This is a genomic window from Microbulbifer sp. MKSA007, assembly GCA_032615215.1.
GTDB lineage: Bacteria > Pseudomonadota > Gammaproteobacteria > Pseudomonadales > Cellvibrionaceae > Microbulbifer.
This window is the reverse complement of record CP128433.1, coordinates 5151051-5164342: the sequence shown is the minus strand read 5'-3', so window position 1 is coordinate 5164342 and position 13292 is coordinate 5151051. Positions and strand designations below refer to the sequence as shown.

Annotated in this window: 13 protein-coding genes; 7 read left to right on the top strand and 6 right to left on the bottom strand. The window is 46.3% G+C overall.

The window, feature by feature from the left end; all coding sequences use genetic code 11:
• Positions 1-315: 315 nt before the first annotated feature.
• Positions 316-963 carry an SOS response-associated peptidase family protein gene (locus QT397_25970; GenBank protein ID WNZ56237.1) on the top strand — a complete coding sequence of 216 codons (648 nt, stop codon included), beginning with the start codon at positions 316-318 and terminating at the stop codon, positions 961-963.
• Here the strand turns inward: QT397_25970 and QT397_25965 are convergent, their stop codons facing one another.
• From QT397_25965 to QT397_25950, 4 genes are all read right to left on the bottom strand, one after another.
• Positions 964-1617 (bottom strand): DUF6058 family natural product biosynthesis protein, encoded by a 654-nt coding sequence (locus QT397_25965; GenBank protein ID WNZ56236.1) that lies wholly within the window; start codon positions 1615-1617, stop codon positions 964-966. It abuts the gene before it with no gap.
• Positions 1618-1723: 106 nt separating this feature from the next.
• Entirely contained in the window at positions 1724-2521 is a 798-nt protein-coding gene (locus tag QT397_25960) for a 2OG-Fe(II) oxygenase (GenBank protein ID WNZ56235.1), read from the bottom strand.
• 34 nt (positions 2522-2555) lie between these two features.
• A complete protein-coding gene (locus QT397_25955; GenBank protein WNZ56234.1) occupies positions 2556-3887 on the bottom strand; it encodes an aldehyde dehydrogenase family protein in 1332 nt (443 codons plus the stop codon).
• A 65-nt stretch (positions 3888-3952) separates the two neighbouring features.
• Positions 3953-4867, bottom strand: a complete 915-nt coding sequence (locus QT397_25950) for a CmcJ/NvfI family oxidoreductase (protein ID WNZ56233.1) — start codon at positions 4865-4867, stop codon at positions 3953-3955.
• Positions 4868-4961: 94 nt separating this feature from the next.
• On the opposite strand from QT397_25950, the gene QT397_25945 reads away from it, so the two are divergent.
• The 4 genes from QT397_25945 to QT397_25930 all read left to right on the top strand — a co-directional run bounded on the left by QT397_25945 (position 4962) and on the right by QT397_25930 (position 8641).
• Entirely contained in the window at positions 4962-5900 is a 939-nt protein-coding gene (locus tag QT397_25945; GenBank protein WNZ56232.1) for a LysR family transcriptional regulator, read from the top strand.
• A gap of 51 nt (positions 5901-5951) precedes the next feature.
• Positions 5952-6305, top strand: a complete 354-nt coding sequence (locus tag QT397_25940; protein WNZ56231.1) for a hypothetical protein — start codon at positions 5952-5954, stop codon at positions 6303-6305.
• Entirely contained in the window at positions 6260-7114 is an 855-nt protein-coding gene (locus QT397_25935; protein WNZ56230.1) for a YHYH protein, read from the top strand. Before QT397_25940 ends, QT397_25935 begins: the two co-directional genes overlap by 46 nt.
• Positions 7115-7303: 189 nt before the next feature.
• Entirely contained in the window at positions 7304-8641 is a 1338-nt protein-coding gene (locus QT397_25930) for a dicarboxylate/amino acid:cation symporter (protein ID WNZ56229.1), read from the top strand.
• Positions 8642-8979: 338 nt separating this feature from the next.
• Here the strand turns inward: QT397_25930 and QT397_25925 are convergent, their stop codons facing one another.
• A complete protein-coding gene (locus QT397_25925) occupies positions 8980-9603 on the bottom strand; it encodes a GDSL-type esterase/lipase family protein (protein ID WNZ56228.1) in 624 nt (207 codons plus the stop codon).
• Positions 9604-9983: 380 nt separating this feature from the next.
• Positions 9984-10421, bottom strand: coding sequence for a DUF1810 domain-containing protein (locus tag QT397_25920; GenBank protein ID WNZ56227.1), 438 nt, complete (start codon positions 10419-10421; stop codon positions 9984-9986).
• A 434-nt stretch (positions 10422-10855) separates the two neighbouring features.
• Between QT397_25920 and QT397_25915 the strand changes: the two genes are divergently transcribed.
• A complete protein-coding gene (locus QT397_25915; protein ID WNZ56226.1) occupies positions 10856-11407 on the top strand; it encodes a hypothetical protein in 552 nt (183 codons plus the stop codon).
• Between the two features lie 1058 nt (positions 11408-12465).
• Complete coding sequence (locus QT397_25910) at positions 12466-13185, top strand: methyltransferase domain-containing protein (GenBank protein WNZ56225.1); 720 nt, start codon at positions 12466-12468, stop codon at positions 13183-13185.
• Positions 13186-13292: the final 107 nt, after the last annotated feature.

The window sequence follows — 13292 nt, the reverse complement described above, 5'->3', positions numbered from 1 at the left end:
GTACTTTCTCAAGATATACTGTATTTTTGTACAGTATTATAGGTGAGTTGTTATGCGCCCCAGAGTTATAGTTTTTGATAATGAACCCATAAGAATTTGCCGCTATAGGTCCAGTTATGACAGCCGCCCTATGTACGCGATTAGTATTTTGAACTATGAAAAGTACGTACGTCGGTTTTCTGTTGCTGTGGGAGTGGATTTGCGCAAGGAATTGGAGTTAACCTTGTGTCAGATGAGAGGGATCGAGAGTAATTTAAGGTGGCTGTCCGAATATACTGAAAAAACCAGTTCAGCCGGATAAGTGGGAGGCTCTGGGTGTGTAGTGTCTTTGATGTCAGTGGTCATGCGGGTATGGAACGCTTTCTCGATACTTATGGTATTCGGGGTGCCGGGCATATGATTTACGGTAGACGCCGGAGGCCCACCCAGCAGGTGTCTATTGTAACTACACGGAATGGTGCTGCTGAAATAGAAAATGCCATTTGGCATCTCTACCTTGAGAGGCATGGTGATACTTGGCGGCCCCATAAAAAATACTGGTCCATCAACAGTAATTGGAAAAAACTGGACTCCAGGCCGGAATATCGCAAGTCCCGCTGCTTAATTCCCGCTACAGCCTGGGTGGAAAGCCAAGGTGGCAAGCACCCGGTGGAATTCAGTTATGGTGAGCCTTTTTTCTTTTGTGGTTTGTATAAAATCTGGGGAAATTTACTCAGTTGCTCAATCATTACTTTGGACTCCCACCCAGCCACTAAGCGCTACCATGAAAAGTCACTTCCCATGATTGCGCCCAATCGCCCAGATTTTGTAGCGTCCTGGTTAAATTGTTCGGGGGTGACAGAAGATTTTAGCCCTTTCTTAAAACCATCCATTGAGTACTCGGGGAAAATATTGACAGCCCACCCTTTGCTGCGGGCAACTTCGACTGAGTATATCGATGATCCTATCCCCGTAATTGGATAATTATTTACTTTTTGATACAGAGCAATCTAAATTATATTTCCTGCGCAGCGTATCAATTAGCTTCTGCCTTGAACTTATACTTCTTTCGTGAGGCGCAAAATATGCGCTGGTTTCATCTAGAAGATCTACATAACGATTAAGCCGATGTATTTGTTTTTGGTTTAAATTATCTTGAGCAAGAAGTGCATTGATTTCTGTGCTAGACAGCTCCTTTGCTGCTATATCTTCTGGCAGGCCACTGCGAGTACATAATCCATAAGTCCCCTCAATAAAGTGTTGCCATTCCTCTTCGATATGTTGAGAAATTCCGGATGAAAATTTTGGGTTGCTGGATTCGTATCTTAAATTTTGCAATTGAGCTATTTTAGCCATATATCGATTAGCAAAGCATTGATAAATAGAGTTAAAGTCTTGCTTAGCCTCTATGATACCAATCCAGCTGGCGTAGCCTTTTGCAAAGTACTCAACTGCCTGTTTTTCGGAGTGGGGTCCAAAAAAGGATTCACAGTCCCATTGAATATTAAGCTTATAAGAGGGCTTTGGCATAACACCCTCATCCTGGTAGCGCTGCAATTGTAGTTCGCTGATTTGAGTAGCCTGAATAAGCTGTTCTTTGGTCAGGAAGTGTTTATCCAGATAATTAAGCAATTTCACTGAATGTGCTCCAAGGTAGAAATCAAATGAAATTCTAGCGCCTGGAGCACTTAATACTTCGATGTGAGCCGAAGCATCTTTTCCCTTTTAACAGGTCTTGGAGAAGTTATTCCTGCAGGAAGAGAATATCCGTTCTAATAATATATTTGATTCCTCGGGTGATTGGAGTAGAGCTGTGAATTCTGTGTAAGGGATGCATTCCATGAGGGAAGCACAGTACGGCCCCGGCAGGTGTGCGGACATCGATGTCTAATAAAGAGTCTCGGCTGGGTTGTTTTAGGGGGTCATCTGCATTCACCCTGAATCGGGTTGCACCACCTTCAAAATCTTCACTCAGCAGTACTAAAAACGTCATTTCACTATAGCGATCGGGGTAGCCATTGGTGATCAACTGGTTGTTGTCAATGCGGCTACCGGGCCAGGCGCCATCGGTGTGGAACTGGAAGAAATCTCCCTCACCATAGCGATAAAAGCGGAAACGCCGATTGATGCCGACAGCCTCTCTTCCACCAAAGTAACCATTTAAGTCCTGCGCCAGGTCTCGGCATCGCTGCCAGATCAGCCGCTCTGTAACCTCGTCAACCACCCAGGTCAGGTTGTCGTTATGGCGGACCTCCCGGGGCAGGGAGACGGCTGCATCCGGTGAATAACCCACCGCTTCAGTGATATCAATGAGCCGTTGGCATTCCTCTTTTGAAAAGACATTGAGCAATTGGAAGGCTCCGGGTACCTCGGCGATATCTCGTCGTGAAACCGGTTGCGGAGCTTGCTCGGCCAGGGCCGCCGGGTTTTTACTGCGAGTAGCCCAGGTAGGTAGGGCCGGATGTTCTGCTCCAGGTTCGCGAGCGATAACAAAAAAGTCATCCAAGTGGGTGACAGTATCAATACTTTCAGTCGTGGACATCTGCTGTACTTCTATAGAAAAACTTTTAAAAGACTTAGCGGTTTAAAACGGTAATTTGGGCAAACTGCCGGTGCCCTTCAGCTCCACCGTGGAAGCCAAAGCCACTTTGCTTGGCGCCCACCCAAGGTGACCCGCCGGCGCCCTGGTTGATGCCAATCATTCCCGCTTGCAGCTGGCTGGCGACTTGCTCGGCCTGTTTGCTTTCACCAAACACAACCGCACCGAGACCGTAAACAGAGTTATTGGCCCGCTCGACCACATCGTCTACTGAGCTAAAGCGGTCGATGGCTACGATAGGCCCAAAAGTCTCATCATCTTCCACCAGCATGCCCGGTCGAATACCGCTGATAACTGTGGGCGGAATAAACGGCACCTGTGGATCGCGCTCCCCTAGAAGAAGCTTTGCGCCTTTATTCAGGGCATCGTGGATATGCTCCACTACCTTTTGATGTTGGCGGTGATTAACCAAGGGGCCGATATCCACCTGTGGCTCCTGCCACCCGCCGACACGATATTGCTTCGCTAATGCCACCACGGCATTTTCGAATTTATCGGCAATTTTTTCGTCCACATAAATACGCTCTGTGGAGGTGCACATCTGGCCAGAATTCTCAAAACTGGAGCCAACGGCAAATTGTGCAGCCTGGGGAATATTGGCGCTCTGCAACACGATCATCGGGTCATTGCCACCCAATTCCATAACCAGGCGTTTCAATGCCGGAGCGGCATTGGCCATAATTTTTTGGCCCGTTGTTCGCGATCCGGTAAAGGCGACCATATTGATGGGGGATTTCACCAGGGCTTCACCGGTGGCGCCATCGCCGTGAGCAATTTGTAAAATGTCCTGAGGCAGGGTTTGATTGAGTGTTTTCACCAATAAGTCAGCGACCAATGGCGACTCTTCTGAAGGTTTTAAAATCACAGCGTTGCCGGCGATCAGCGCGGGAACAATCAGGTTATTGGCCATGGCCAGTGGATAGTTCCAGGGGGAGATAACCGCAACAACGCCCAGTGGCCGATATTGAATTTCGCTACCGCCACTGCGTTTTGCCCGCAGGGCCTCTCCGGCATCCCCCGCTAACCAGGCACCGCCTTGGACTACGCCGCCGGCTTCATACTGTGCACGCCGGGCATCTTTGCCCATTTCACGGCTGATAAGTTGTGCCAGCTCTCCCTCTTCCGCATTCAGTTTTGTGTAAGCCTGCTGAAGTAGTAGTACCCGCTCCTGAAGAGATTTACTCGACCACACTCGCTGCGCTTTGTGGGCTTTCTCCACCATGTCCTGAATATCTTGGGGCTTGCTGACAGGTAACGATCCGATGGCCTCTCCGGTTAGTGGATCAATCGATCGAAGTATATTTTCCATAATGGGGTCTCACTTAATCCGGCCACTTTATTGAGTGGCCGGGTGTTTTCTTAAAAGCGTTGGTGTTATTGGTCAAACAGGACAATAGTGCGAATTTCCAGGCTGGTTCTGCGTGGTGCCCCTGCACTTCCCGGCAGGTCGAAAGCGCAGTGGGGAACACCGGTTACATCACCTCGGTGCTGGCTATCGAAGACCCGCAGTAAAATGCCTTCGCCGGGCTGCATGTCGCTAAACCAAATCCAGCGGTGAACCGGGTTGAAACTCAACACCGAAATCTGCCCTTTTCGCTCTGGGTAAATTAATCGCATATTGTGGAAATCACTGGCGGCGACAGTGCGCAGGTCCACCATTGCCAACGGTGACTCCTGCACCGGGCGCAATAGGGGTAGCCAGAGATTAATAAACTGGTAGCGCGGATAATCTGATGGCTTGTACCCCCGGGCCTCCAGGGTTTCCTTTAGCTGGCGCTCTGCGGACCAGGGTGTGTAGTCGTTGTGCACCAATTTCACCGGGGATCGGCGACTGCGGCTCATCTCCGGTGTCGCATCAGTCGATGGTTGGGCTCGTAACGTGTGGTCAAAGGTCAGTACCTTTGCTGCACCCAGGTGAGCGCCTATCCAGGATTCAATAGCTGGATACCATTGGGTGCGAATCAACTGGTCGCGCTCCTCAGGGCTGGGGCTACTCCCTGAGGGTTGGTCCAGCGCGTGTAGCGCATCATCCAGCTGGCGCAGGTTTATGCCGAGCATAGGGCGTACCAGCTCAAATCCCTGGGTATCGAGACGAAAACGCTCCCCGGCGGTTTTCAAGGCGCGACCATCGTAGATGTGAACCTGCTGGGAAATAACATTCTCGACCAGATTGGCAGGCCCAGGGCCCTCTGAACGCTTGTCGTACACCAGATCGCTACTGGGATCAGCGTAGTGAATAATTGCTGTAACTAATTGATCCTGAAAGGAGGATCGGGCTGCGGTTTGCATAGTGAACTCTCCCCCCACCGAAGTGGATGCCATACGGGCCAATCTACCCACAATGCTAGGGTTACGTGGATACAATGAAAATCAAGTAACAGTTGTGAGTGATACAGGTTTGAGCAGAAATCATCGGGCGAACCCACTGGAGAGGCTGGAGTTACGTCAACTTCGCTTAATGAACGCTATCTTGCGGGAACTGAACTTATCCCGGGTGGCTGACCAGCTGGGTGTGAGCCAGCAAACAGTCAGTGAACAATTGAAACGCCTGCGGGAAATCTTTGATGACCGGCTTTTTATTCGCACCAGCAACGGTGTTATTCCCACCCCCCTGGCCGAGCGCCTGGCTCCCAAATTGGATGAGATCCTGAATAATGTCGCGGCGCTTCTGCGTACGGATGAATTTGATCCGGCACAGCATCGGGGCATCTTTACCATCAGTGCAACGGACTTTGAGCAGCGGGTGGTATTGCCTGTTCTCCTCAACCAACTGCGTCAGCAGGCTCCAGATATAAAAGTCGTGGTGCTTAAGTTGGAGATTGATCGCATGGCCCAGCAACTGCAAACCGGTGAAGTGGATCTGGTGTTTAGCACGCCGGGATTTGTGCCGGATAACAGTCCCAGCATGTTGTTGTATCGAGAGCACTACGTCTGTGTATGTTGTCAGCACACCGATATGCTGCACAGCGCCAATCAGCCTTTGGAAATGGAAGAGTTGGCGGCATTGCCACAGCTGGTGGTATCACCTTCCAGGGGAGATCTGCGGGGCATGGCGGATAGTTGGTTTGAGCAGTTTGGTTTGGAGCGCAATGTGGTGCTGTCTGTCCCCTCTTTTGCCGCCGCAGCCGAGTGCATTGCCTCTACCAATACCGTTGCCTTTTTGCCCTCGCGACTGTTGCCTGATCCCCGACTAAAAACACTGCCTATTGTCGAACAGCCCCCGGGATTTGATGTAATTGCCGCCTGGCATACCCGCAGCAGTCAGGACCCTTTGCACAAGTGGATTCGCGCCCTGTTAGCACAACAATTTCCCAGTAATTAAGGAGCCTCTGAATAACTTCGTGATACCTCTGCAAGCCCCGAAGGGCGGGCCTTGAAGGCCACAGCTGCTGCGTTGCAGCCCTTGCAAAGGGCTAGAGCCATTCGCGGCAAGCTGCGCCTAACATCTGCAGCCTTCAAGACCCGCAGAGGCATTACGGAGTTGCTCAGAGGCTCCTTAGCGAGGGAGGTAGCGCTGCTAAACTTGAGCATTCCAAGTGTTCAGGTAGTGGTCGCCATGCGTGTAGCATTTTTTCTGCTGATATTTTTGAACTCTTCTGTTTACGCTCATTCCGATTTTACCGAGCAAATGGGTATCCCCCACTTATTTGCCAAAGACGCACTGGTTGAGGAAATTAAAAAGTGGATTGCACCCTCTCTGAGGGGCGCAAGACCCAATGCTGGATGATTGTGGTAAAGGCTGAACCCAAACATAAAATGGGGCCCTGGTGCCCACACAATGTTGTCGACCCAATTACGTCTGGCGGCATGATGTTTATCAAGCAGCAGATAGTGCCGATTGATGGACCTTTCGTTAAAAATGTTGCGACCTTTTTCTCTGATCCAAAATGGAGCCTATATGATCCTAAAACTGGGGCGATAAAGGTTACCGATTCGAAGCAGGCTTGCGAGATGGCCGCGCGGCCTGATGTGGCGTCGCAATACAACAATTACTGTGTGGAGTGCCTGGCCAGCTATATGGGCCCGGATTTTCATACCCGCTACCTGATTCCTGTACAGCCTGCCAAGGCCAAGTCAAAGCAGAATCCCGATGGTTTTTCCGGTTATGGAGTCGCTTTTAATGGGGTTAAATTTGATATCGCCGCGCCTATCGGCGCAATTTTAGGTGCACACACCTTAGCGCCAGTGGATGCCTGTGGTGGTCATGTAAACCCCCATGTGGGCTATCACTACCACGCTGCCCTGGGTTGCAGCCAAGCCTACCCGTCTGCCGCAAGCCATGCAGCGATTGTCGGTGTCGCCATAGATGGCTACCTGATCTATACGCGGGAGAATGCCGATGGCCGCGAGCCCGATGACCTGGACGAATGCCGTGGCCACGAGTTTGCCGACCTGGGCTACCACTACCACGCCAACCTCGCTGCAGAAAACGATATCCTGCATTGCCTAAAAGGGGAGAGAGGTTGTGCCCTGGCCGGCAATCAAAGCCAGTGCGATTTCTCCCACCGGGGACCTCCCGGACCACCCAGGCGTTAACTCAGGCCCAATTGTTGCTTTAAATAGTGAAAGATGAAGAGAGCCTCAGCGCTCTCTTTGGTATTGATATCAATAAATGGCGTCGAATAACTGTCTTATAAGCCCAGGACTTGATCTGACCGTCAGGTTTCCTTAATGGCCCTGGGAGATAATGCCTCTAACTATTTCAGGTAATCCGGAATACCAACAATGAGCAATGGTACAAATTTCTATCTGATCCGAATGGTGGAATCCCTCGGTGTGCTGGTGCGCACTCGCCTGTGGATGCAGATAGTGGTCGCCATGATCCTGGGGCTAACTGTCGGCCTGCTGCTATCTCCTGAAGGGGCCGCGCTGGTGAGCCAGGATCTCAGTGCGGCATTGGCCAGCTGGTTTAAGCTGCCGGGCTCCATCTTTCTGAATATGATCCAAATGGTGGTGATACCGCTGATTATGTCTTCAATCATCCTGGGGCTCAGTGGCAGCGGGAATGTCAGTCAGCTTAAACGGGTCGGGCTGCGCATCGCTCCCTACTTTGTCGGCACTACCACTGTTGCGGTGATTATCGGCATTATCCTGGTCCAGTTGATCCAACCCGGCGACTATATCGATGAGTCCCTGCTCAGCGCCGCCACTGAGTTACAGGTTGCGAGCGCCCCCCAGGTGATGGAGACCAAACCGCTTCCCGAGCGTATTGCTGAATTGATTCCCGCCAACCTCAATGAAAGTATCGCCATGCGCAATATGTTGCAGCTGGTGGTCTACGCGATTTTTATTGGTGTTGCAGTGATGCTGTTGCCGCAAAAGCAGCGGGAAACCGCAGTATACGCTTTTGGCATTATTCAGGAGGTGGCACTTAAGGTAGTTGGTTGGGCCATGCTGTTTGCGCCCCTGGCCGTATTTGGCCTCCTGGCAGATATTGCTATTCGCGTGGGTCTCACTGCAATTCTGGGAATGTCTGTGTATGTGGGCACCGTGATTCTGGGACTACTTATTCTTCTCAGTTTTTACTTGATAATTGTTTCCCTGGTGACCTCCGTCGGCCCGATCACATTTTTGCAGAGAATTAGCGGAGTGCAGCTGCTGGCATTCTCCACATCCAGCTCTGCTGCGGTAATGCCGCTGTCAATGAAAGTTGCAGAAAGTCCCCTGGGAGTAAAACCATCCATCGCCAAATTTATTGTGCCCCTGGGCGCTACTGTGAATATGGATGGCACAGCGCTCTATCAGGTAATCGCTGCGGTGTTCTTAACCCAGGTATATGGAATCGACCTGACAACCGCGCAGTTAGTGGGGCTGACAGTGACTACCGTTGGCGCTTCAATTGGCTCTCCCAGTACGCCGGGCGTCGGTATCGTAATCCTGGCGACAATTCTGGCCGGTATTGGTGTACCGCCGGAAGGTATTGCGCTGATTCTGGGGGTGGATCGGATTCTCGATATGTGCCGTACCGCTGTGAACGTCACTGGTGATCTGACAGCCTGTCTGGTGATGGACCGCTTGTTGGGCAGCGACAACCTGGAGGAGGAAGCCGCCCAAACGGCCTGACTGTTAAAGTGATGGCTTAAATGAGGGTTCCCGGTTTCTATTGCGGCATAACTAGAATTTCCAGAGTACGAGGGTCTTTTTGACCTTCGTAGTATTTCTCCAGGATTGTATTAAACAAAGTTCTGCCCTCTTCTGCCAATGCAAATAAGGCCATAGAATATTTCATCTTCAAATCTTAATTACTTCTAGTGTATCTAAAGGAAGCTTGAAATAGAAAAAATTGGCATATGTAAAGTATGGTTGATCTTTATGATATGAAAAAACAAATATAAATTATTTAATATCGTTCCAGTCTTTATATTTTTATAATTTTTCTGATTGAAAAATATGTAGAAATACTAAAAGTAATTTTTAGAGATAAAATTCCAAGTCTGTTCATACAGTAATTGATGTCCCTTGGGGTTTGCATGGAGGCCATCCTCTGAGAGAAGGGTAATAAATTCCTGGTCTCGCCATAAATTGTCAAACTCCAGTATGGGGATCATTTCGGCAGTGGCAGATTCTCTCATAGCTTGGTTATAAAGGTCCGCATCAGCCTGATAGAAATAGCTATCACTATTCCGAAAGGGAGTAGTTCGTTGCTCATCGAGCGGAATACCTGTCATTAGGAAGGACGGCGCGATGGTTTTAGAAGTTTGTAACAGCTGTCGCACTGTTTGACGGAAAGAGTCCAGCGCTACAGAGTTCTCAGCCTTTGGTCCCCCAATACGGCAAATATCATTGAAACCAGGATATATCCCGATTAAGTGTGGACTTCTTGGAGGCAGTTCTCGGGAAAGTCTTATGGCTAAAGAGTTCGCGTTCTCTCCGAATATTCCCAGAGCGTAAACTATATTATGGGGATCTAAAGTTTCGAACCGAAACCGGAATCGTTGAACAAATCCGCCTAGTTCTGTATCACCTTTTCCATAGATAGAACTGGAGCCAATAAAGACAATTTTTTTGGGGACTCTTCGTGCCATAGAAAGTCACTAATTTGACTGAACTTTGGATTTTATTTGCCGTTACCATTATAGACAGCGACCAGGTCCGGGTTGTAAGCATTAGTATCAAATCGTGATTTCTAAAAATTGAGAGTCCAAGGCTGGGGTAGGAATAGCCTTGTTAAAAAACAAATAGAAATTGAATGGAGAGAGTTCTAAGGTGGGCAGAAGATTTACAGTTTCTTTGGGGGTAAAGAGGTACTTATCTGTTCAGCTTTTAATGGTGAGGGCAATTTAATACGGGTAGGGTATTAGATTCTCTGGGTATGGATACTACAGCTTGTACGCCAATATAGTGGTTCAGATAATGATTACCATCCAGCCTTTCGATCATAAAAAAGCCCCATCCTTGTGGGCAACTAATGTTGGACAGGAACTTTCAGTATCTCGAAAGTACGAAGGTCCTTCTGTCCTTCATAGTATTTTTCCAGCACTTCATCAAATAGCTTATTTTTGGGATCGGCGATAGAAAATAGCGTCATGGATGATTTAAGTTTTACATCATCCGGTGAGCCAAATATCTGGTAGGCGGAGTAATTATTCAGTTGCAATAACTCCTTGCAGCACTCTTTGAGCCTGGGGCCGAGCACAGGGTGCTCCAGGTAAGCCCGGGCTTCATCCAGGTTTTTAATTGCAAAATGTTCGGATGTCGCGCTGTGCCCCAGGCCGGAGATCTGGGGGAATATATACCACATCCAGTGGGAGCGCTTATGGCCGCTATGTAACTCACTCAGGGCACTTTCATAAGAGCTTTCTTGCGCCGTCACAAAACGCTCAAGGTGAAATGGTTGGGCCATGCTTTGATTCCCTTTATTCTTATTCCTTTGCAGGCCCAAGGTTAGCAGTAATAAGGATGAATGCGAGAGGATGAACTGCCTGACGGCTGAACTTCCACCAATTAATGGATATTCATCATAATCTCAGCAAGGGCAGGATCAGCAAGCACACAGACGAAAATTGCGACGGAAGTCAATGGATACTTCTGTGCTATAAGGAAAATAAGTAATAACAGTATTATAAATATAACGTACCTTTATTAAGGTGGCATTACCTGGAGAGTGCTCAGTCTATATTTTTGCACCTAGTTTTTTGATGGAATAATTTTACAAAACAGCTATTAATTTATTCCAAGGAAAGTGAAGGTAAAATGAAGAAATATTTGTAATTGAGGAAAGTCTATTTGTGTTTATGAATGGATTTTCTGCAAATTACCTCAAAGGAGAAATATGAGATGACAAAGTCCGAGTACGACTCAGTTGCACGACAAGTCATGACGAAGAACTACGAGACTTGGCTCGCTAAAGATCATGATGGATGGAGAAGCACATTCCATGATGATGTTACCTTCATTATTGAACCGGAAGGTGCCTTCACAATCCCTTGGTGTGGAGTTTATGTTGGATTTGAAACGGTGAATACATTTAATGCGGTTATGACAGCATGTATGTTGTGGGAACTGGATAAAATATATTATGGAAATTTCAAGCCAAATTCAGCTGACCCAGAAAATAGCAATTTATGTGAATTGGATGTAAATGTGATTGGGATATTTGCTCCAACAGGGAACAAGTTTGATTTTTGGATGCACTATTATGTTGAGGCACGTGATGGGGTTTTATATAGATTATTAAAAACCTTCGATGTTAATGATGTGTCAAGACAATTTTGGGGGAGTTCACAGCTTCCAGTTGGCCAGGCATTGGATGTATTAAAAATTAAAAAAATGTCGAGTAAGGACGTTCCTTTGAGTATTGCATCTGTTTTAAGTACAGGCTGGCAGTAATTGTAAGAAACATAAAAATTCAACTGTCTTGATGTAGATATTTATTTATTTGTTTTTCTTGAGTTTGGTTAATAAGCGTAATTAGTAAGGGAAGACTACAGCTGGTAGGACCGGAGTTCCTATCGACCAAAAGGGGGGATCTGTTATCAACTGCGTAAAGCTAGTAATACAAAATTTATAACCTCAAAAAACCCGAATATTCTCAGAAAAATAACATAATTGTTGGGGCGGCATCCCTCAACAATCAGTTGAGAGTTGCAACGCAATACTGACTTTTAGGGGTAGTCCTGGGTAAGCATAAATTTACGGATCTTAGAATTTGGAATTTTTCACCTGCATTCTTCTCTTGGATATGAGGATCAATAGAAATTCTAAGGATCTAATTCGGCAATGTTTACCAGAGGATGCTGACTTTTCTTAAAAACAAATTTTTAGGTAAGTAACTTTATTTTAAATTTTTATTTTGGTTCAAATAAATATGTTAAGAATTGCTTTATGATATGTCATTTTTTTAAATTGGCTTGATATTTAATGTGTGTAAGTATAGATGTGTAATTTTAACTTGTCAGATGTAGGTGATTATTATTTTTGGAGTCAAGATTGATTGGTGTATTGTAAATCCAAGTTGAAAATAATGTGTCCATTAGTTTTATTGATTAGGTGCAGAAGAAGACTAGCCTATAAAATTTACTTTATATTAGTTCTATTTTTTTGGAGTGTATAATATTATTTTCGTCGTTTAAATCTGAATAAATATATCTACCAGTTTCTGGTTTGAATGCTGGGATAGGTCTTCTGTAATCGACGTAGGTTATTCTCCACTGTGCTTTTGTTTGACTGTGATCATATAGAAGATGGAGTAGCATTGAGCTCGATAGTATAGATTAAAGAAAGCCTCAATCGTGGGGTAGAGAAAGTGGTAGGGATATGCCGTCAAGTGAAACGATAGCACCACTTGTAATCAATAAAAACTCTCACCAATAAAGAAGTGTTAGCTTTTTTGATGTCAGTAATCTGGTACTATGTCAATTGTTGTATTGAAATTAAAATGGATCTTTATGGCTAAAGAATTAAGTAGCCTTCTCGAAAAGAGGGCTAATAGTGGGTATTTTAAGTATCATTTTCCCAGGTTTGAAATTCTATTTGATACAGTCAGCCATTATCATAAAGATGGATTTCGTATCTTAGATATTGGTAGGTCTGGCTTTACTGAAGCTCTGAAAAGTAAATTTCAAAATGTGGATACATTGGGTTTTGAGCGAGAAAATGCCAACTCTACTTCCCGTCATTTTAATTTTAATTTAAATGATTGTAGGGATAGATCTTTATGGAGAACAGACATTCCTAAATATGATATAATAATATTTTCTGAGGTTATTGAGCATTTATGTACTTCTCCAAGTCAGGTTTTGAGTTTTCTCAAGACTCGGCTAAATAAGGGAGGGGTTATTATAATTCAAACACCTAATGCCGTAGCTTTACATAAAAGGCTACAGGTTATATTTGGTAGAAATCCATATGAGTTGATTCGAGAGAATTATAATAGGCCAGGACATATTCGCGAATATACCAAAAAAGAGTTAAGTTCTTATTTGGTGGGGGCCGGCTTTAATCTACTAAAGTTTAGATATGAAAACCATTTTGATTATAGGTTTTCAGATCATTCAAAAAAAAACGTCCTCATTAAAAATGATAAAAGGAGGGTTTTCAATGTTATCTCCTCGATCCTCCCTGGGCCGCTCAAGCCAGGTATGTTTTTTGTTGCTCAAAATCCTTGAATGCAAAGAATAAATTTGTCTGGAATTGATTGCCGGAAAGTTGCCGCTAATGTGATTTGAAGGCAAGGGCGCTAGCTGGGGAAGTACTATTCAAAACTGTATTCAGG